Consider the following 18,688-nt stretch of genomic DNA (forward strand, 5'->3'; position numbering starts at 1 on the left):
CCGCCCTGACCTGACCGCCTTCGCTCGACTCGCCGGCCTCGGTCTGCACACCGGCGCGGACCTGCTCACCGACAAGCAGAGCGACAGGCTACGCGCGCTGTTCGTTGATGACGCTCACGTCGAGGTCGAGGCGACCTGGGGTGTCTACCAGCGCATGATCGCCGCCTATCGCCACGAGGACCGGCAACGTGGCCGCCAGCTCATGGAGAAGCTGATCACCGACCTCAGCGCCGGCGTCCCCAAGGTGCTCACCGAGCTCACCACCCTGGGCCGGACCCTGAAGAAGCGAGCCGCTGACGTGCTCGCCTACTTCGAACGACCCGGCACCAGCAACGGGCCGACCGAGGCGCTCAACGGACGGCTCGAACACCTGCGCGGCTCCGCACTCGGGTTCCGCAACCTGACCAACTGCATCGCCCGAAGCCTGCTCGAGACCGGCGGCTTCAGACCCCAACTCCTACACCCCCGATTGGGATGAGCCGCTCAGCTCCGGCGCGGCCGCCCCGTGAAGTGCTTCACCCCGTAGACCAGGAGGAGCAGGATGCCGCTCAGCTGCAGGGCGAGCGAGAAGCCGGAGGCGAATTGACCGGCCGGCCACACCAGCCTCAGCACCAGCGCGACGAACATCGCTGTGACCCCGACGACGAACAGGACTCGATTCCGCATCCGTCGAGTCGACCATCCGCACGCGGGCCCTGGCCAACCGCCAGTGCTCAGCTCAGGCGCTCGGTCAGGTGGACGGTGACGACGTCGCCGAGGTCCTTGCCGATCGTCTTCCGCAGTTTCGCGCTGATCGACAGCATGTGACCGCCGGTGCCGTTCGGCAGCAGGCCCGCGGTCACCGGCTCGCCGTCGACGGTGGCGACCACCTTCACCGACCTCCCTGTGCCGAGCAGCTCGACGGAGCCGGGCACCTCGACGCACGACCAGAGGTCGCCCTTCACGGCGACACCGATCGGGGCGGTGAAGGCGAGGTCCAGGGGGCCGGCGCTCATGCGCTCTCCTCCGCGGACGCCGCGCTCTCGCCGGAGGAGTCCTGCCCGCTGTACCGGTCGAGGATCTCGTCGTACATCGCGGCGTCGAGCAGACCATCGGACAGGGCCCGGCGGACCTCCTCGAACTCCCCCGGGTCGAGGGTCGTCCAGTCGAAGCCGTCGCTCGGCGATCCGGGCCGGTAGCGCCGGCGGCCGAGCTCGTCGACGGCCTGCTCCCGCGTCAGCTCCCCCGCGGCGAAGCGCTGCGCGATCCCGTACGGTGTCGCGCCGAAGAAGCCGGAGCGCACGTGCGGCAGCGCGGCGGCGGCCTCGATCCCGTCGGACACCTCGTCGATCGACATGCGGACCCCTCCCGTCCGAGGGTCCACCGACCCTCCCGTCGACCCTACGACGAGACGTCGCATCCCGGTCGGGCCGGGCGACGAGCACTGCCCGCGACTTGCGGCTACCGTTCCTCCATGACCGGACGCGCCGCTACGTCCCGGCACGAGTTCCGCGTCGACTCGCGCACGCTCGTCGCCCACGACTTCCTCGGCACTCGAGCCCCCCGCGCTGTCGTCGTCTGGTGCGGAGGGGAACCGCACACCGGCGCACTCCTCGCTCCCCACGTCGACGCCGCTGCGGCGCGCGGCATCCGGCTCGTCTCCGTCGCCCGTCCCGGCTTCGGCGGCTCGATGCGCGCTCCCGGACGGAGCATCGCGGATGCGGCCGCCGATGTGCTCCGCGTCGCCGACCTACTCGGGATCGAGCGCTTCGTGGTGACGGGCTACTCCGGCGGCGGCCTGCACGCACTGGCCGCCGGGGCTCTCGGAGGTGATCGCGTCCTGGGCGTCGCGACGTTCGGCAGCCCGGCGCCCTTCAGTGACGACGGAGCGTGGTTCGACGGCATGCAGGATCCGGGCGCTCTCCGCAGCGCGCGCGACGGCCGGGTTGCGCGCGAGGAGTGGGAGGAGACGGCCCGCTTCGATCCGGAGCAGTTCACCGGTGACGACTACTCGGCCCTCGACGGCCCGCTGACGGCGCTCGGCGCAGAGGCCGGCCGCGCCTCGGAGCTCGAACAGGGCGGGAGCGTCGACGACGACCTCGCTCTCGTCATGCCATGGGGAGTCGACCTCTCGCGCCTGGCGGCGCCGGTCCTCCTCCTCCACGGCGCCGCGGACAGGGTGGTCCCGGTCGCGCACGCGGAGCGGATCCGCCGCCTCCACCCGGCCGCGGAGCTCACGATCCGGCCCGGTCGAGGCCACATCGGCGTCCTGCTCGACTGGCCGGACGTCCTCGACCGCCTCCTCGCGGACGGGTTCCCCGGGGACCGCTCCGGCAGCGGAGGCTGAGCGTCTCATCGCGGCCGGCAGCGGATCCGACGCGCAAGGTGGGCCTGGAAGGGCCACGCTTCGGGAGGGCTCCCTCCGCGAGGATCACGGCATGGCCCCCCACACGGATCCCCACCGATGACTCTGCAGGACCTCGCCGACGAGCTCGCCCAGGCTCTCGACCGCCCGGTGACGATCGAGGACGCCTCGAGCCGGGTACTGGTGGCGGCGCGCGCGCGCGAGGAGGCGCCCCGCGACGGGGTGTTCCCCGTCCAGGATCCGCGGGGCCGGCTCGCGACCCTCCTCCTCCCCCGGGAGCGGCCCGCGCCGCTCACTCCGGCCGAGTACTCGCTCATCGATGCGGCCGTCGGAGCGATCCGCCGCCTCCTCGGCCCCTCGACGCGGGCGGGCGGCAGCTCCCGGCGCGCGGACGTCCTCGCGGCGCTCCTGGCGGCCGACGGCGGCACCCGGCGCGCCTCCTTCGCCGAGGCGGTCGAGCGCCGCTGGCTGCGCCGTGACGCCCAGACCGTGGTCCGCGCGGTGCGGCTGACCGGCCCGACCGGCTCCCTCCAGCGGACGGCGCTGGCGCGGCGGATCGACGCGAGCGCCGCTTCCGGGCTGACGTTCCTCGGCGACCAGGAGGGCGTGCTGTTCTTCGTGAGCGTGGAGGCGCCCGAGGCCGCCGCGGAGGCGGACGACGTCCTGCGGGCGGAGGCGCGCGGCCGCGGCACGGCCGTCGACGCGATCGGCTCGGCGCGCTTCGACGTCCGCGACGACGACCTCCTCCCGACCGCCGAGCGCGCGGCCCTCGCGGCGACCATCGTCGGCTCCCTGCCCGACGGCCGTGGCCGGGCCGACATCGCCGAGCTCGGGGCCTGGGTGCTCCTCGCCTCGATCGGGGCGGACAGCTCGCAGCTCGCCATGCTCTCGCCGGCCGCGGCGACGCTGCTCGAGCGGGGCGACGAGGTGCAGCGGCGGACGGTCGAGGCCTACCTCGACGTGCGCGGCAGCGTGCGGGAGGCGTGCGGGCTCCTCCACATCCACCGCACCACGCTCTACTACCGCCTCGACAACCTGCCCGAGGCGGTCCGGGAGGCGCTCGACGACGGCCTCGCCCGCAGCACGCTGCACCTCTGCCTCAAGCTGATGAAGTTCCGCGACGGGCTCGAGCGGCGGCGGGCCTCGTGACCGTGGCCGGGGACCTCCCGCAGGTCCGCCTCTACGGGCGGCGCGAGAGCCGCGACGCGTGGGAGATCCGCGACCTCCTCTCGCGCAGCGTCGTCTCGTTCTCGTGGACGCCGATCGACACGGACGAGCAGTGCCTCGCCGTCGCGGGGCATCCGCTCGCCACCGCGTCGCTCCCCCTCGTGGTGTTCCCGGACGGCAGCCGCGCCTCCGATCCGACGCTCGCCGAGGTCGCGGCCCGGCTCGGCTGGGTGGGCTCGCCGCGGCTCGCGGAGTACGACCTCTCCATCTACGGAGCCGGTCCGGCCGGGCTCTCGGCCGCCGTGTACGCCGCCTCGGAGGGGCTGAAGGTCGTGGTCCTCGAGCGCTCGGCCATCGGCGGGCAGGCCGGCTCGAGCAGCCTGATCGAGAACTACCTCGGCTTCCCGCACGGGATAGCGGGAGCCGATCTGGCCGAGCGCGCGCGGCAGCAGGCCGTCTCGTTCGGCGCCGAGCTGCTGCGGATGCGCGAGGGGATCCGCGGGCGCTTCGCCGACGACCGGATCCACGCGCTGCTCGCCGACGGGACGACCGTCGTCGCCCGCACCAACATCTGCGCCACGGGCATCCAGTGGCGCCGGCTCGGCCTCGAGCGCGAGGACGAGCTGCTCGGCGTCGGCCTCTACTACGGTGCCGGCACGAGCGAGGCGCCGCTCTGCGAGGGCGAGGACGTCGTGGTCGTCGGAGGCGGCAACTCGGCCGGGCAGGCCGTGATGAACCTCTCGGCGCACGCGCGACACGTGACCATGCTGGTCCGCGGCCCGGATCTGGCCGACAGCCTCTCCTCCTACCTCGCGGAGCGCGTCGTCCGGCAGCCGAACGTGACGATCCTGCTCGACTCCCGCGTCACCCGCCTGCACGGCGCCGACGCCCTCGAGTCGATCGAGGTCGAGAACTCGGCGACCGGTGTGCACGGGGCGCTGGCCACCTCCCACCTCTTCGTCTGCATCGGGGGCGAGCCGGATACGACGTGGGCGGCGGAGACCGCGATCGTCCGCGACTCCGGCGGTTACCTCGTGACGGGACCGGATCTCGCCGGTGAGCACGCGGCTCGCGACTGGCCGCTCGAGCGGGCGCCGTTCTACCTCGAGACCAGCGTCCCCGGCTCCTTCGCCGCGGGGGACGTGCGCCGCAGCTCGGTCAAGCGCGTCGCCTCCGCCGTCGGCGAGGGCGCGATGGCCGTCACCTTCGCCCACCGCCACCTGCAGGAGACCTCGTGAGCCGCCGACTGCCGACGGTGCGCCACGGCGTCGGCTTCTGGATCGTCGCCGCGACCTTCCTGCTCGTGATGGCGTACTCGACGGTGCCGACACCCCTCTACCCGCTCTACCAGCAGCTCGACGGCTTCCCGCCGTTCGTGATCACGGTCGTCTTCGCCGCCTACGCGGTCGGAGTGATCGTGAGCCTGTACCTCGCCGGTCACGTCAGCGACTGGCTCGGCCGCCGCCGAGTGCTGCTGATCGCGGTGCTCGTCTCGGCGGTCTCGGCCGTGCTCTTCTCGCTGACGACGGAGGTGCCGGGGCTGATCGTCGCCCGCTTCGTCAACGGCGTCAGCATCGGGATGCTCACCGCCACGGCGACCGCCCACCTCGGCGAGCTGCGCGCCCGCGCCCGGCCCGACGAGAACACGATCGTCGCCGCGTCGATCTCGGGCGCGGTGAACCTCGGCGGACTCTCGCTGGGCCCGCTGCTCGGAGGGGTCTTCGCCGAGTTCCTGCCCGATCCGCTCCTCCTGCCGCACCAGGTGTTCCTGGTCGCGCTGCTCGTGGCGGGCCTGGCGCTGCTCCTCGTGCCCGAGACGGTCGACGTGCCGGAGACAGCGCCCCCCTACCGGCCGCAGCGGCTCTCGGTGCCGGCGGACGCGCGCCGGGCGTTCCTGCTCGCGGCGTTCGGAGCGTTCTCGGCCTTCTCCGTCCTCGGCCTCTTCACCTCGCTCGCACCGACGTTCCTGGTGCAGACCTTCCAGGTGCGCGACCACCTGCTGGCCGGAGCGACGTCCTTCGCCGTGTTCGCCTCCGCGGCCCTCGGCCAGCTGCTGCTCGTGAAGGTGGGGACGCGCCTGCAGCTCTCGATCGCGGTGGCGGGCTGCGCGGTCGGGCTCGCGGCGGTCGCGGCCGGAGCGATCGCTCCGCAGCTGGGAGTGTTCCTCGCCGGCGCCGTCGTCTCGGGCTTCGGGGTGGGGCTGCTCTTCAAGGGCTCGATCGGCACGGCGGTCGCCCTCGCGGATCCCGCCCGCCGGGGCGAGACCCTGGCGGTGGTGTTCCTGGTCGCGTACACGGGGCTCGCGGTGCCCGCGCTGGCGGCGGGAGCGGCGCTCGACCTCGTCGCCGCGACGACGGTGCTGACGGTGTTCGCGGCGCTCGTGCTGGCGGCGACCGCGACGGCCGGCGTGCTGCTGCGCGCCCGCAGCGCGGCGGCCGGGCGATGAGCGGCGGAGCGGGGCGGCGCTGCGGGGTGCGGGCCGGCGGCCGTCCGGGTGCCGGCCGCGTGCACCCGGGACGGCCGCCCGCCGCGTCAGAAGTCCTCGCGCCGCTCCTGCTCGGCCTCGGCGGCCGGCTCGAGCGCGGCGAGATCCCCGAGCGCGAGTCGCAGCTGGCGCAGCAGCCACTCCTCGGTCAGCGCACCCGCGTCGAGCGCGTCCAGCCGGCGGAGGCGCTCGGCTGCCGACCCGGTGAGGTCGGCGGGCGTCCCCGCGCTCATGCGCCGTACCCCGCTCCGCGGAGCAGGCGGCGCAGGTCGACGAGCTGCTGCTCGTCCACGTCCTTGTGGTGCGGCCGGTGGAGGGTCTCGGTCGTCGAGCCGACCGTCACCGAGAAGGCGCCGTCGTGCTTCTCGTGGACGGTGCCGACGGCCTCGAGCAGCGTCAGCACGTCCGCCCAGAGGACGTTGTGGCTCGGCGAGTCCTCGAGCAGCCGCTCGAGGGTGTCTCGCTGGTTCGAGTGGAGGTGGCGGGTGTCGGTCATGAACGGCCCTTCGGTGTCTGCGCACGCGCCCCGGTGGCGGTGCTCGGCGTCGCGTCCGACGGTAGGCGCGCGGGTGGAGCCGGTGCGCGAGTCGGATGACTCGAAGAGCGGACGCCGCGGGGCGGCCCCGCGAGAGGTGCGGCCCCCGCGAGAGGTGCGGCCGTGAATCCGGAGCCGGGCGACCGCCTCGACGAGGAGGACCCTCCCCGCACGCCCGCGCTGCCCGAGGCCGCCGTCTCCGCCGCGTCGCTCCCCGACCGTCCGGCCGCGTTCCTCAACGCCCTGCTGACCGAGCACTTCGTGCTGGAGTCGGCGCGCGGCATCACCGTGACGGAGTCGAGCAGCCGCGCCTCGCTCTACCTGACGATGCTCTCCAGCTCGCTCGTGGCCTTCGGCTTCCTCGCCCCGACCCGGTACGCGATGGGGTTCCTCGCGGTGATCATCCCGGTCGTCGTGCTGCTGGGGGTGTTCACCTACGAGCGGCTGGTGCAGACCTCGATGGAGGACATCGCCGCGCTGACGGCCATCCAGCGCATCCGCCGCTACTACGGGACCCTGCTGCCGGGCGCGGGCGCCTACTTCGCGGTGCCGCGCGGCCGCCACGCGCCGAACGAGCTGCTCGAGATCGGCCGGCGGCAGAGCTGGCGGGGCATCTTCTTCACGATGTCCTCGGCGATCGCGGTGGTCAACTCGATCGTGGCGGGCGCCGGAGTCGCGCTCGCGCTGACGCAGAGCGGCGCGGACGAGGTCCCCGCGATCGCGTGCGGGATGGCGGCCGCGGTCGTCCTCGCGGTGCTGCACGGGGTGTACCAGTTCCACCGCTACCGGCAGATGCGGCTGCGGATCGCCGAGGCGGAGGCGCTGGACGGGGTCGAGAGGGGGTGACGGGGCGGGGCCCGGCCGGCGGGCGGCGTCCTGAGCTGACGGGCGCACTTGAGGCGCCGCGTCGGCCGCCGGCTGGTCAGCTGGCTCCGACCTGCTCCCGCGACTGCTCCCGTGACTGATCAAGAGTTGTCGCACTCGACGCCCAGTGCGACAACTCCTGAACTCTCGTGGCGATCGCTCGTCGGCGGGCCGCCGCGAACATTCAGCAGTCGCCGTGGTCGGTCGCGAGCACGGCGACTCCTGGCTGCTCGCCGCCTGTGGACAAGCGTTGGGCGTCGGCGGCTCCGACGGCCGCGACTGCTCGAGAGTTGCCGCAGTCGACGCCCAGTGCGACAACTTCTGGACTCTCGTGGCGATCGCTCCTCGGCGGGCCGCCGCGACCATCCAGAAGTCGCCGTAGTCGGTCGCGAGCACGGCGACTTCTGGCTGCACGCCGCCTGCGGACGTGCGCAGGGAGCCGGCGGCCGGCGACTGTCCAGGAGTTGTCGCAGCCGACGTCGAGTGCGACAACTCCCGGCCTCTCGCGAAAGTCCTGCGCTGTCGCGAGGCTCGCGGCTCAGCCGCGCTCGGCGCGCTCGGCGCGCTCGGCGAGGAGGTACTGCCAGTCGCGCGGCACGCGGTCCTTCGGCCCCGGGGTGGTCTGGCTCGCCGGGTGGCTCTGCGGGTCGGCCAGGGCGGGGCCGTCGGCGTAGTCGTCGGTCCGGTAGTCCCAGAACCAGTCCTCGCCGGGCTCGAAGCTGCGGATGATCGCGTGGCCCGTCGAGCGGTAGTGGGCCGTCGCGTGGCGGTTCAGCGAGTCGTCGCAGCAGCCGATGTGCCCGCAGAGCGCGCAGCGGCGCAGGTGCAGCCACCACGAGCCGGACTGCTCGCACTCGACGCAGCCGGGGCCGCTCGGCGGGACGGAGGGGTCGATCATCTGCTGCGACGTCATGCGCTCAGCATGCGCCTCCCGCGGCGGCAGGCACCAGGTCGGATGACTCGATCCTGCGGCTCCGTCACGCGCTCCGGGCGTCCTCGAGGCTGAGGAGCGCGTCGCGGAGCCCTGCCCGCGAGGTCACCCCGAGCTTGGGGAAGATCCGGTACAGGTGCCCGCTGACGGTGCGGGGCGAGACGAAGAGCTGCTGGGCGATCTGCTTGTTCGACAGACCGGCAGCGGCCAGGGAGACCACGCGCCGCTCCTGCTCGCTGAGGTCGGCGGCGACCGGCGCCTCCCCCGCTCCGCCCGCCGCCCGCAGCTCGTGCTGGGCGCGGGCGAGCCAGAGCTCGGCTCCCACCGCGGCGAACCCCGCAGCGGCCTGGCGGAACCGGGTGCGCGCCTCCAGCGGGCGCATCCGGCGGCGCAGCCACTCGCCGTGGCAGAGCTGGACGCGCGCCCGCTCGAACGGCCACTCCTCGGAGGCCGGGTCGAGGGAGCGCTCGAAGAGGGCGCCAGCGCCGCCGGTCTGATCGAGGACCGCGGTCGCCGCGAGGGCGAGCATCCGCCCGCGGGCAGCGAGGGGCCGAGCGGCGAGGTCCGCCGCGGCCGCCGCCAGCTCGGCGCAGTGCTCGGGCAGGCGGAGGCGCGAGGCGGCTTCGGCTGCGTCGAGGAGCTCCAGCGGGTCGCCGCCGGCGCGGGAGGAGGAGCGGGCGTGCGCCTCCTCGAAACGGCCGCCGCCGAGGTCGAGCGAGCACAGGGCGTGATCGGCGGCGCGCGCGACCGACGCCGCTCCGTGCCGCAGCGCCCAGGCCGTCGCGCGCTCGGCGCACTCGAGGGTGCGTGCGCGGTCGCCCTGCAGGGCGTGGATCCGGGCTCGAGTCGCGTCGATCAGCGCGCGCACGGCGGGCAGGTCGTCGGCGCGGGCGGCGGCGCGGTCGAGGTCGGCCGAGGCGTCGTCGAGGCGACCGCCGTCGAGTGCGGTGGTGCCGCGGCGGAGGAGGGCGAGGGCGCCGGGCAGGCCGTCCGCCTCCTCCCCGCCGTCGAGGAGCCCGGCGAGGCGGTCGCGGCGCTCGTCCGAGACCTCGAGCAGCGACCAGGCGAGGTGCAGCGCGACCGTCTTCCACGGGTCGCCCGTGACCGCGGAGTCCTCGGCGAGCAGCAGGCGGCGCTCCCACTCCTCGTCCGGCACCGGCCGCACGCAGGCCTCCACGAGGCGCAGGACGGGATCGAGGGGGTGCTCCTCGCCGACGGCGAGCGCCTCCTGCCACCACGCGGGATCGCCGCGGAGCATGCAGGCGAGGTGGAGAACGATCACCAGCAGGTCGGCGGCGGCGTCGTGAGGGGCTGCGTGGTCGGCGGGGAGGCTGCTGACGTCGTCGCGGGAGGCGTCGGTCTCGGCGGGAGCGACACCGCCGACTGGAGAGGCACCACCGACAGGAGAGGCACCACCGACAGACGAGGCACCGCCGGCGAGCGAGGCACCACCGACTCCCGAGTCCCCACGCCCCACCCGAGCGCCGAGCCCCCGGAGGGCCGCGCGGCGGACCCCGCTCACGTCCCCCGTGCGGAGCAGCGCATCGGCCAGCCGCGCCGCCTCGACGCCGGCCCCGGGAACCCCGCCGTCCTCCCGCGAGCGCTCGACCACCCGCTCGAGGGCCGCCGCGTCGCCGGTGAAGGCCGCGACGGCGGCCGCGCGCGCCTCGAGCTCCTCCCGCAGAGCAGCACCGCGCGCACTCGAGCGCGCCTCGGCGAGGAGGAGCAGCGCCTCCTGCGGCCGACCCGCGCGGAGTCGCTCCTCCGCCGCGTCCCTCAGCAGCCGCGCCCGCTCCTCCGGCCCGGCGGCGTCGTCCGCCGCGAGCAGCAGGCGGAGGTGCGGGGCCGACTCCGGGCGCTCGGCGAGCCGCCTCCGTGCCGCCCGCAGCGCTCGGGGCGTCGCCGTCGAGAGCACCACCGCTCGGACCACCGGGTCGCGGAACGCACGGCCGCCCGCCGTCAGGATCCCCGCCTGCACCAGGGCGCTGTCCCCGTCTCCGAGGGCCGACCCGATGCTCTCCGGGAACTCGGCGCCCGCCACCGCGGCGACCAGGAGCGCCTCCCGGCACTCCTCCGACAGCGGAGCCAGCAGGTCGAGCACCCTGGTCTCGGCCTGCTCGAGCCGCGGGTAGACCGGGAAGGGCGAGGGAGCGTCCTCGTCGGCCCAGGCCCGCCCGAGGACGTCGAGGAGCAGCGGATTCCCCTCCGCGACCCGCAGCAGGCGCGCCTCGACGGCGAGCGACCGCCGGCCGCCGTGGGCGCGCAGGAAGCCGCAGGCCGCCTCCGCGTCGAGGGGCTCGGTGCGACGGTGCCGGAGGCCCTCCCAGCCGGCGAGGACGCGCCGGTCGCCGGTGGCGAGGAGGCAGGCGGCGCCGACCTCGTCGACCAGCCGGGTCACCAGGGCCTGGAGGGTCTCGCGGGCGGCGACGTCGAACCGCTCCCAGTCGTCGACGACGATCAGGAAGCCGGGGTCGCAGGGCGAGGCGGAGGAGTCGCGCACCCGCTGCAGACGGCCGATCAGCGTGGCGAACAGCGCGAGCGAGGACGCGCCGATCACGGCGTCGCCCCGGTCCGGCCGCACCTCCACGACCTCGCAGCCGGCGGCGCGAGCGGTGGCCGCGGCGGAGCGCAGCATGTGCGTCCGGCCCGAGCCGATCCCGCCCTCGACCACCAGGAGCCGCTCCCGCGCGGGCGACGCCGAGCTCAGCATCCGGACCACCACGTCCTCGGGTGCGCTCGGGTGCGCGGGCGGCGAGGAGAGTGCACTGATCGTCATCGCGACTCCTGAGGGACGGGTTCCGAGGACCCCATGCTGACCGCCGGGCGCGGCCGCGCTCTCCTCCCTCTGTCGGAACCCTCCGGAGCGCACCCTCTGTCGAACCGTCCCGAGCGCCCGTCTCCCGGTCGGCGCCGGGCAGGAGGCACAGGAGGGCAGTGGGCCCCGCGAGCGCCCGACGGTACTCTGTGTCCCACCGGACGACCGGTACGGCCCCACCCCCGCACGACCGCCGCTCGACCCGGCGGGTGATCCGATGGAGTCGCACGATGAGCTCTCGCAGCCCCCTCGCGGAGTTCCTCCGCGCTCGCCGGGCGGCGCTGCGGCCGGAGCAGGTCGGCGTGCCGACCGCGGGCACCCGGCGGCGGGTGCCGGGCCTGCGCCGCGAGGAGGTCGCCGACCGCGCCCAGATCAGCCGCGACTACTACCTCCGCGTCGAGCAGGGGCACGCGGTCGCCCCGTCCGACCAGGTGCTGAACGCCCTCGCCGAGGCGCTCGCCTTCGACGAGTTCGAGCGCGCCTACCTCTTCCGGCTGGCCCGGCTGCGCCCCGGCCCGCGCGATCCCGACTCCCCTCCGCAGGGCCAGGGCGTGGAGTCGCTACTCGCCCACTGGCCGAGGACCCCGGCGTACGCGTTCGACCGCAACCTCGACGTCCTCGGCGCGAACGACCTGATGAGCCGTCTCGCCCCCGACAAGGGCGTGCCCGGCGCCAACATGCTGCTCTCCACCTCCCGCGGCTACGCGCGCGCCGTGGCGAACGGCGACCCGCCGGACCAGCTGCAGGCGTGGGGCCAGGTCTTCCGTGAGCTGATCGCCGCACTGCGGTTCTACAGCGACCCCGACGATCCGCGGCTGCACGAGATCGTCGGCGAGTGCTCGGTCGAGAATCCGCTGTTCCGGTCGATCTGGGCCGAGTACCAGGTCCGCCCCTTCACCCACCGGTGGATCCGCGTCCACGTCGAGCCGTTCGGCTGGCTCGACCTCGAGATGCAGACCCTGGAGCTCGCCGGCGCTCCGGGCCGGTACGTCGTGACCTACCTCGCGGCAGCGGGGACTCCGGCGGCCGAAGCCGTCGACGTCCTCGCCTCGCTGCGGCCCGCTCCGGAGGCGGGCACCGCGCTGGCCGCCCCGGCCGGCGCCTGACGCGTGGCCGCGAGCCGGGCGAGAGCCTCGCGATCCGTCGCGTCACCCGCCTCGAACAGGAGCAGGAGGCGCGCGCCGTCCCGGACCAGCCGGTAGTCCATCGGAACAGAGCCGACCGCGGTGTCGAGGAACACGACCGACCCGCGTGCGTCGGCCTCCGCCCCGGCCGCCCACGAGTCCGCGAACCGCGGGCTCCTCGCCGAGAGCTCCCCGACGACCGTCAGGAACTCCCGGTCCCCCCGATGCCGCTCGAGCGAGTCGCGGAGCATCGCCGCGACCTGGTCGGCGGCGGACCCCCAGCAGGGCAGGTCCTCGACCTCGGACGAGTCCAGGAAGGTGAAGCGGGCGATGCTCGCTCCTGGGGCGAAGGCGGGCGAGAGCGCCCGCGCGAGCGGAGTCGCGGCCAGCACCCGCAGGTGCCGGTCCAGCAGCACCGCCGCCCTCCCCGCCCACGGCAGGAGCGCCGCCTCGTGATCCTCCGCCATGTCCCCGTCCCCTCCGCGCGTCCCTCCCTCAGCGCAGCGGAGTGATCCCCTGCGTCCCGGGCGGAAAGGTCGCCAGCACCTCCTCCGGGATGTTCAGGTGCTGCGCGACCAGCGACGGCGGCAGGTGGCTCAGCCACTGGGCGAGCGACACCTCCTCGTAGTGGGAGCTCTTGAAGGTCTCGATGTAGACCAGCGTGTCGTCGCCGGTGTTCTCCACGTAGTGGCCGAAGTTGCGGCGCACGACGCCCACGTCTCCGGCGTGGAAGTCGGTCGTGTTGGCGTGCGGGCCGGTGTTGAAGACGGTCATCCGAGCGGATCCGCGGAGGTAGTACTGCCACTCGTCGGCGTTGGGGTGCCAGTGCAGCTCGCGCATCGAGCCGGGCTCGACGGTCGTCAGCGCGGCCGAGACCGTGCGCGAGGCCGGGAAGTTCGTGCTGTCGGCGATCTGGATCCGGCCGCCGCTGTTCTGGTACGCGGGCTCCGAGCGGGAGAGCCGGAAGATCACCGCCTCGTCGCCGTCCTGCACCCCGGCCGCGGCCCGGTCGGCCGGGAGGTCGCCGGGCACGTCGCCCGGGAAGATCCAGAGGTCGTGCAGCGGGATGTCGCGGAAGACCTCCTGCGCGACGCCGAAGTTCTTCGCCAGCACGTCCGGCGGCGTGTGCGCGAACCAGTCGGTGAGCAGGAGCGTGTTGCTCTCGGACTGCTCGCCGTCGTCGAACGCGAGCACGAACTCCGCCCCGTCCGGGCCGAGGCCCTGCAGGGAGTGCGGCAGGCCGGGCGGGAAGTACCAGAGGTCCCCCTCCTGCACGTCGTCGACACTGGGCCGGCCGGTGCGGCTGAGCGTGGTGATGCGGCAGTTCCCCTTGGTCATCAGCGCCCACTCGGCGCTCTGGTGCCAGTGCAGCTCGCGGATCCCGCCGGCCTCGAGGTACATGTTCACGCCGGCGATCTCGTTCGAGATCGCGAAATCGGCCTGCGTGAGCTCGCGCGCCCAGCCTCCCCGCTGCACCCGCCGCGGCGAGATGTTGAAGGAGGACCAGAAGAACGGCTGCGTGCTGATGTCCGTCGCGGGCGCGGCGATCTGGTTCGGGAACAGTCCCTCCAGGACGCGGTTCTGCGGGCCGGTCATCGTGTTCGCCGAGGGATCGCCCTCGGTGTTCACGATCCCCTCCTGGGGGAGGTCCGGGTCTCCGAAACCGGGGGTCTCGTGGTGCGGAGCGGTGCTGTCGTCGGGTTCCACGGCGTTCTCCCTGCTGATCGTCCTGCGCGCCTGCGCTGCTCCGATCCCACCGCTCCGGCCCGGGCGGCACCACGGTCATCCGACTCGATCCGCGCCCCGACGACCGGCCCGGGTCAGCCGCCCAGGCCCTCGAGCACGTCCCGCGAGGGCACGAAGTAGACCCCGCCGGTCGTCGCGGTCGAGAAGTCGAGGAGGCGGTCGTGCCGGCCCGCGGGCACGCCGACGAACATCCGCGTCAGCATCGTCTCGATCACCGACAGGTCGGCGGCCAGGCCGAGGAAGTACGTGCCGAACTCGCCCCTGCCGGGCCGGCCGAAGGGCATGTTGTCGCGGAGGATGTCGTGCTCGGTCCCGCCGGCGTCGACCACGGTCGCGAGCCCCTTGTGCGAGAGCTGCGCCGGATCGTCCTCGCGCTCGACGTTGTCGGCCTTGCTCCGGCCGATGACCCGCTCCTGCTGCTCGGTGGTGAGCGCGTGCCACGCCGTCAGGTCGTGCAGGTACTTCTGCACGACCAGGTAGCTGCCGCCCGCGAACGCCGCGTCCTCCGCGCCGATCAGCGCGACGCGGGGCAGCGCCTCGCCGGTCGGATTCTCGGTGCCGTCGACGAAGCCCAGCAGGTCGCGGTTGTCGAAGTAGCGGAAGCCGACCACCTCGTCGCGGACGACGACGTCCTCGCCGAGCGCGTCGAGCAGGAGGCGCTCGAACTCGAAGCAGGCGTCGTCCCGCTCCGCCCGGATGTGGAACAGGAGGTCGGTCTGCGTCGAGACGGCCGTGTGCGCCGCGCCGACCACCTCCCGGAACGGGTGCAGCTGCGCGGGGCGCCCCTCCCCGCCGAAGCGGTCCCACGCGTCGCTCCCGATCCCGACCAGGCAGGAGAGGCGCAGGCCCAGGTCGCGGAAGCCGACCGCGCGGAGGATCCCGCCCACGTCGGCGACGACGTCCCGCACGCGGTCCGCGGCGTCCTGCCCGCCGACGATGTCGAGCGAGAGGAAGACGGCGGACCGGCTGAGCGGAGCGACGACCGCCTGCGGCTCGATCGGGACGCGGTCCTCGACGGTCACCGGAGCACCGCCCGCTGGGGCGTCGTCGTCCTGCGCGTCGGCAGGGCCGTCGTCGTGGGCGTCGTCGTGGGCATCGCGACCTCCGATCCGCGCGCCGCGGGAGGGCGCGTCCGCCGCGATCCTGTCAGCGTCCGCGGTGCCGGTCACGAGTCATCCGACCCCACTCGGCGAGCGCGGCCGGCGGCCCCGGCACCGCCCGGGCGACCAGGTCTGGACGATCGTCGGAACATCTCCCCGCGCTCTTCAGGGAGCGCTCCCACGCCCCTATCGTGGAGCCGCTCCCCACCCTCATCCGGGGAGGCACCACCTTGGACACGACCCGGGCCGGGCTCGGGATCGACACGAGCACGGAGGTTCGAAGATGCCGTTTGTGACCACGGACGACGACGTCGAGATCTACTACAAGGACTGGGGCAGCACCGACGCGCAGCCCATCGTCTTCCACCACGGCTGGCCGCTGTCGTCCGACGACTGGGACGCGCAGATGCTGTTCTTCCACGCGCACGGCTACCGCGTCATCGCGACCGACCGCCGCGGGCACGGACGCTCGACCCAGGTCGGCACCGGACACGACATGGACCACTACGCCAGCGACGTGAACGCGGTCGTCGAGCACCTCGACCTGCGGAACGCGATCCACATCGGCCACTCCACCGGAGGCGGCCAGGTCGCGCGCTACGTCGCGAAGTACGGCGAGCCCCAGGGCCGCGTGGCCAAGGCCGTCCTCGTCTCGTCGGTCCCGCCGCTGATGGTGCAGACCGAGGCGAACCCCGAGGGCACGCCGATCTCGGTGTTCGACGGCTTCCGCGACGCTCTCGCGGCGAACCGCGCCGAGTTCTACCAGGCCGTGGCCTCCGGGCCCTTCTACGGCTTCAACCGCGAGGGGGTCGAGCTCTCGCAGCCCGTGGTCGACAACTGGTGGCGCCAGGGCATGACCGGATCCGCGCTCGCGCACTACGAGGGCATCAAGGCCTTCTCGGAGACGGACCAGACCGAGGACCTGAAGGCGATCACCGTCCCCGTCCTCGTCACCCAGGGCGACGACGACCAGGTCGTCCCCTACAAGGACGCCGCGCTCAAGCAGCACGAGCTGCTGCAGAACTCGACGCTCAAGATCTACGAGGGCTACCCGCACGGCATGCTGACCGTCCACGCGGACGTCATCAACCCCGACCTGCTGGCCTTCATCCAGGAGTAGCGCGGCACGCTCGCAGGCGCGTCCCGGCCGTTCCGGGGCGCGCCTGCGCGTCTGCGCTCGAACGGGGGCCGGGTGCCCCTGCGAGCGGAGTCCGGCCTCAGGCGTCGGCGCCCGCGTCCCTCCCGAGCACCGCGGCGAGCTCGCCCCGCCCGCCGATCCCGAGCTTGCGGTACGCCGCGTACAGGTGCGCGCCGACCGTGCGCGGCGAGAGGAACAGGTTCTGCGCGATCGCGCGGTTCGACAGCCCCGTGCTCGCGAGAGCGCAGATGCGCAGCTCCTGCGGGGTCAGCGTCGCAGCGGCCGGCGACGGCGCGTCCGCGATCCTCCCTCCGGCGGCCCGGAGCGCGTCACGGGCCCGATCGGCCCAGGCGTGGATCGGCAGCTCCTCGAGCATCGCCAGTGCCTCGCGGAGGAGGGGCCGCGCCTCGGCCGCCCGACCGGCCCGGTGCAGCCCGTCGCCCACGAGCAGCAGCGCCCGCGCCCGCACGTACGGGAGCGGCGGCGGAGTCCGGCGGAGCAGCCCGGCCGCGGCGTCCGGCGCTCCGTCGGCGAGCGCCACGGCGATCTGCGCGTACCGGAGGGCCGCCTCGATCATCGGCTGGTGCCAGCGCTCGAAGAGCGATTCCAGCCTCGCGGCGTGCAGGCGCACGACTCCGACGTCCCCGATCGCGAGAGCCGCGTCGACGAGATCGGGCGTGGTCAGGATCGCGAAGCCGGGGTTCAGGGAGTCGTCGTCCGTGTCGAGGAGGGGCAGGAGCTCCGGCACGGCGTCGCCCGGTCGCGACTCGAGGACCGCCACCGCCGCTCGCGATCCGCGGAGCGTCGCCCGCATCACGCTCGAGCAGAGGACGGCCGCGCCGATCGCGCTGCCCGCGCTGATCGCCTCGGGATCGGGCGCGACGCCCTCCATCGCGTCGAACCAGGCCAGGCAGGCCCGGGACGCGGTCTCGAAGCCGACGTCCCCCAGGTCGCTCCCGAGGACGAGCGCCTCCTCGGCGAAGGAGCGGGCGCGCGAGAAGCGGCCGGCGAGCGACGTGGTCATCGAGGCGGCGAGGAGCGCCTGCGGGAGGATCCGGATGTCGCCGCGCGCGCGCAGCCCGGTGATCGCCTCCTCCAGGAGCTCCCGGGCGACCTCGACCTCGCCCGCCGTGTTCAGCGCGTAGCCGAGCCACCACGCCTCCTCCGGACCGCTCGCCCCGCCGGCCGCCGCGAGCGCCCGGCGGACGACCTCGTCGCCGCGGGCGATCGGCTCGGTGACCGCCGCGAGCAGGACGGCGCGCGGGTCGGAGTCGTCGAGGGCGAGCGCGCGCACCGCCTGGATCATCGGCTCCCCCGGCGACGCCTCGCGGTTGTGGTCCCAGGCGATGGCGGCGAGGTGCAGGAGCGCGGCGGTCGCGGCGTCGACGGCTCCGTGGCTCTGCAGCGCCGTCACTGCGGCGAGCGCAGGCGAGAGGTCGCCCCGCGAGAGGGCCGTGCGCCCGGTCGGCAGCGTCTCGCGCGTCCAGGCGGCGCGGGCGGTGAGCACCGGATCGACGGCCTCGCCCGCCGCGCGGTGCACGAGCAGCGCCGCCTCCGCGGTCCGGCCGGCGAGTCCGGAGTACTCGGCCGCGTCGATCAGGCGCGAGACGCGCAGCGGCCCCGCGGGGGTCAGCTCCGCCGCCCGCTCCATCGCCTGAGCCGCCAGGACGACGTCGCCCGTCGCGAGGCCTGACGCCGCGAGACCGGCGAGCTCCTCGCCGACCGGCCCGTCCGAGCCCGTCGCGAGCTCCGACCGCCACCAGAGCGTCCGGCTCGGGTCGTCGCGGTGCTCCTGGACGAGCGTGCGGAGCACGGCCGCGCGCTCGGAGGGGCGGCTCACGCTCGTCACCGCGGACTGCACGAGAGGGTGCCGGAAGCGGAGTCCGCTCCCCGGCGTCCAGCTGAGCAGCGACGCGGCGACGGCCCGGTCGATCCAGGAGGGGTCGGGGTGGCGGCCGAGCGCCAGGTTCGCCAGCCGGCTCGCCTCCTCCGCCGTCGCGACGTCGCCCAGCGCCACGGCCAGCACGGCGAGCCGAGAGGGCTGGTCGAGCTCCGCGAACCGCTCGGCGAAGGCCGACTCGAGGCGTCCGGTCACCGCGCGGTCCTCCGCCTCGTCGGCCGACGGGTCGCGCCCGGTCAGCTCCACCAGGGCGAGCGGATTCCCGCGGGCGAGGTCGAGCAGAGCGCGCCGGGCGGCGCCGCGAGGAGGATGCGGGAGCGTGTCGAGGAGAGCGGCCGAGTCGGCGGCCGACAGCGGCCCGAGGTGGAGGTGCTCGAGACCGGAGTCCTCCTCGGGCCGGTCCCTCGTGGTCATCACGACGACGACGCGGTCCTCGCCGATGCGCCGGGCGAGCATCCGCAGCGCCCACGCCGACTCCGGGTCGATCCGGTGCAGGTCCTCGACGACGACCAGCAGGGGCCGATCGGCGGCGGCGTCGC

At 74.4% G+C, this 18,688-nt stretch carries 19 protein-coding genes and 1 pseudogene; 9 read left to right on the top strand and 11 right to left on the bottom strand.

Annotated elements, in window-relative coordinates; genetic code table 11:
* Nucleotides 1-43: 43 nt before the first annotated feature.
* Nucleotides 44-478: pseudogene (locus C5D09_RS15425) on the top strand (transposase); the annotation flags it as partial.
* Between the two features lie 5 nt (nucleotides 479-483).
* Here C5D09_RS15425 and C5D09_RS15430 read toward each other — a convergent pair.
* From C5D09_RS15430 to C5D09_RS15440, 3 genes are read right to left on the bottom strand one after another with little or no spacing between them, the layout of a single operon-like run.
* A complete protein-coding gene (locus C5D09_RS15430) occupies nucleotides 484-666 on the bottom strand; it encodes a hypothetical protein (protein WP_104248148.1) in 183 nt (60 codons plus the stop codon).
* Between the two features lie 47 nt (nucleotides 667-713).
* On the bottom strand, nucleotides 714-995 hold the full coding sequence (locus tag C5D09_RS15435) for a DUF1905 domain-containing protein (protein ID WP_104224783.1): 282 nt from the start codon (nucleotides 993-995) through the stop codon (nucleotides 714-716).
* Nucleotides 992-1,336, bottom strand: coding sequence for a hypothetical protein (locus tag C5D09_RS15440; RefSeq protein WP_104269695.1), 345 nt, complete (start codon nucleotides 1,334-1,336; stop codon nucleotides 992-994). Before C5D09_RS15440 ends, C5D09_RS15435 begins: the two co-directional genes overlap by 4 nt.
* Nucleotides 1,337-1,453: 117 nt before the next feature.
* Between C5D09_RS15440 and C5D09_RS15445 the strand changes: the two genes are divergently transcribed.
* The 4 genes from C5D09_RS15445 (at nucleotide 1,454) to C5D09_RS15460 (ending at nucleotide 5,957) form a co-directional block, all read left to right on the top strand.
* Complete coding sequence (locus tag C5D09_RS15445; RefSeq protein WP_104269696.1) at nucleotides 1,454-2,326, top strand: alpha/beta fold hydrolase; 873 nt, start codon at nucleotides 1,454-1,456, stop codon at nucleotides 2,324-2,326.
* 117 nt (nucleotides 2,327-2,443) lie between these two features.
* Entirely contained in the window at nucleotides 2,444-3,493 is a 1,050-nt protein-coding gene (locus C5D09_RS17745; RefSeq protein WP_219813083.1) for a helix-turn-helix domain-containing protein, read from the top strand.
* Nucleotides 3,490-4,749, top strand: a complete 1,260-nt coding sequence (locus C5D09_RS15455) for an NAD(P)/FAD-dependent oxidoreductase (protein WP_219813015.1) — start codon at nucleotides 3,490-3,492, stop codon at nucleotides 4,747-4,749. Before C5D09_RS17745 ends, C5D09_RS15455 begins: the two co-directional genes overlap by 4 nt.
* Nucleotides 4,746-5,957 (top strand): MFS transporter, encoded by a 1,212-nt coding sequence (locus C5D09_RS15460; RefSeq protein ID WP_258067027.1) that lies wholly within the window; start codon nucleotides 4,746-4,748, stop codon nucleotides 5,955-5,957. The genes C5D09_RS15455 and C5D09_RS15460 overlap by 4 nt, the downstream gene beginning before the upstream one ends.
* An 86-nt stretch (nucleotides 5,958-6,043) precedes the next feature.
* Here C5D09_RS15460 and C5D09_RS15465 read toward each other — a convergent pair whose 3' ends face one another.
* Both C5D09_RS15465 and C5D09_RS15470 read right to left on the bottom strand, forming a co-directional pair.
* Entirely contained in the window at nucleotides 6,044-6,229 is a 186-nt protein-coding gene (locus C5D09_RS15465; protein ID WP_104224778.1) for a hypothetical protein, read from the bottom strand.
* Nucleotides 6,226-6,492, bottom strand: coding sequence for a hypothetical protein (locus C5D09_RS15470; protein WP_104257441.1), 267 nt, complete (start codon nucleotides 6,490-6,492; stop codon nucleotides 6,226-6,228). Before C5D09_RS15470 ends, C5D09_RS15465 begins: the two co-directional genes overlap by 4 nt.
* Before the next feature lie 162 nt (nucleotides 6,493-6,654).
* Between C5D09_RS15470 and C5D09_RS15475 the strand changes: the two genes are divergently transcribed.
* On the top strand, nucleotides 6,655-7,377 hold the full coding sequence (locus C5D09_RS15475; protein ID WP_104250450.1) for a hypothetical protein: 723 nt from the start codon (nucleotides 6,655-6,657) through the stop codon (nucleotides 7,375-7,377).
* Nucleotides 7,378-7,591: 214 nt separating this feature from the next.
* Nucleotides 7,592-7,777, top strand: a complete 186-nt coding sequence (locus C5D09_RS17255) for a hypothetical protein (protein ID WP_146085656.1) — start codon at nucleotides 7,592-7,594, stop codon at nucleotides 7,775-7,777.
* A gap of 156 nt (nucleotides 7,778-7,933) precedes the next feature.
* Here the strand turns inward: C5D09_RS17255 and C5D09_RS15480 are convergent, their stop codons facing one another.
* Nucleotides 7,934-8,308, bottom strand: a complete 375-nt coding sequence (locus tag C5D09_RS15480; RefSeq protein ID WP_104269698.1) for a UBP-type zinc finger domain-containing protein — start codon at nucleotides 8,306-8,308, stop codon at nucleotides 7,934-7,936.
* Between the two features lie 64 nt (nucleotides 8,309-8,372).
* Nucleotides 8,373-11,102 carry a LuxR C-terminal-related transcriptional regulator gene (locus C5D09_RS15485; RefSeq protein WP_104269699.1) on the bottom strand — a complete coding sequence of 910 codons (2,730 nt, stop codon included), beginning with the start codon at nucleotides 11,100-11,102 and terminating at the stop codon, nucleotides 8,373-8,375.
* Between the two features lie 269 nt (nucleotides 11,103-11,371).
* Between C5D09_RS15485 and C5D09_RS15490 the strand changes: the two genes are divergently transcribed.
* On the top strand, nucleotides 11,372-12,247 hold the full coding sequence (locus C5D09_RS15490; RefSeq protein ID WP_104269700.1) for a helix-turn-helix transcriptional regulator: 876 nt from the start codon (nucleotides 11,372-11,374) through the stop codon (nucleotides 12,245-12,247).
* On the opposite strand, the gene C5D09_RS17260 is transcribed toward C5D09_RS15490, so the two are convergent.
* The 3 genes from C5D09_RS17260 to C5D09_RS15505 form a co-directional block, all read right to left on the bottom strand.
* A complete protein-coding gene (locus tag C5D09_RS17260; RefSeq protein WP_146085657.1) occupies nucleotides 12,139-12,732 on the bottom strand; it encodes a hypothetical protein in 594 nt (197 codons plus the stop codon). The two genes, C5D09_RS15490 and C5D09_RS17260, sit on opposite strands and share 109 nt — an antisense overlap.
* A gap of 28 nt (nucleotides 12,733-12,760) precedes the next feature.
* Nucleotides 12,761-13,972 carry a cupin domain-containing protein gene (locus C5D09_RS15500; protein ID WP_258067028.1) on the bottom strand — a complete coding sequence of 404 codons (1,212 nt, stop codon included), beginning with the start codon at nucleotides 13,970-13,972 and terminating at the stop codon, nucleotides 12,761-12,763.
* A gap of 113 nt (nucleotides 13,973-14,085) precedes the next feature.
* Nucleotides 14,086-15,180 carry a Dyp-type peroxidase gene (locus C5D09_RS15505; protein ID WP_308471026.1) on the bottom strand — a complete coding sequence of 365 codons (1,095 nt, stop codon included), beginning with the start codon at nucleotides 15,178-15,180 and terminating at the stop codon, nucleotides 14,086-14,088.
* 214 nt (nucleotides 15,181-15,394) lie between these two features.
* Here C5D09_RS15505 and C5D09_RS15510 point away from each other — a divergent pair, with 214 nt between their 5' ends.
* The gene (locus C5D09_RS15510; RefSeq protein WP_104224006.1) at nucleotides 15,395-16,231 is read left to right on the top strand and encodes an alpha/beta fold hydrolase; all 837 of its coding nucleotides are present in this window, start codon (nucleotides 15,395-15,397) and stop codon (nucleotides 16,229-16,231) included.
* Between the two features lie 97 nt (nucleotides 16,232-16,328).
* Here the strand turns inward: C5D09_RS15510 and C5D09_RS15515 are convergent.
* Nucleotides 16,329-18,688: helix-turn-helix transcriptional regulator (locus tag C5D09_RS15515; RefSeq protein ID WP_146085658.1), on the bottom strand; the 2,360-nt coding region annotated here is incomplete at its 5' end.

It is taken from the genome of Rathayibacter sp. AY1C9, from assembly GCF_002932315.1.
Taxonomy (GTDB): Bacteria; Actinomycetota; Actinomycetes; order Actinomycetales; family Microbacteriaceae; genus Rathayibacter.

Coding starts and splice junctions, on each gene's coding strand:
- C5D09_RS15440 (WP_104269695.1), bottom strand. CDS start 1,336: ATGTCGATCGACGAGGTGTCCGACGGGATCGAGGCCGCCGCCGCGCTG.
- C5D09_RS15430 (WP_104248148.1), bottom strand. CDS start 666: ATGCGGAATCGAGTCCTGTTCGTCGTCGGGGTCACAGCGATGTTCGTC.
- C5D09_RS15485 (WP_104269699.1), bottom strand. CDS start 11,102: ATGACGATCAGTGCACTCTCCTCGCCGCCCGCGCACCCGAGCGCACCC.
- C5D09_RS15435 (WP_104224783.1), bottom strand. CDS start 995: ATGAGCGCCGGCCCCCTGGACCTCGCCTTCACCGCCCCGATCGGTGTC.
- C5D09_RS15510 (WP_104224006.1), top strand. CDS start 15,395: ATGCCGTTTGTGACCACGGACGACGACGTCGAGATCTACTACAAGGAC.
- C5D09_RS17745 (WP_219813083.1), top strand. CDS start 2,444: ATGACTCTGCAGGACCTCGCCGACGAGCTCGCCCAGGCTCTCGACCGC.
- C5D09_RS15470 (WP_104257441.1), bottom strand. CDS start 6,492: ATGACCGACACCCGCCACCTCCACTCGAACCAGCGAGACACCCTCGAG.
- C5D09_RS15480 (WP_104269698.1), bottom strand. CDS start 8,308: ATGACGTCGCAGCAGATGATCGACCCCTCCGTCCCGCCGAGCGGCCCC.
- C5D09_RS15465 (WP_104224778.1), bottom strand. CDS start 6,229: ATGAGCGCGGGGACGCCCGCCGACCTCACCGGGTCGGCAGCCGAGCGC.
- C5D09_RS15490 (WP_104269700.1), top strand. CDS start 11,372: ATGAGCTCTCGCAGCCCCCTCGCGGAGTTCCTCCGCGCTCGCCGGGCG.
- C5D09_RS17260 (WP_146085657.1), bottom strand. CDS start 12,732: ATGGCGGAGGATCACGAGGCGGCGCTCCTGCCGTGGGCGGGGAGGGCG.
- C5D09_RS15445 (WP_104269696.1), top strand. CDS start 1,454: ATGACCGGACGCGCCGCTACGTCCCGGCACGAGTTCCGCGTCGACTCG.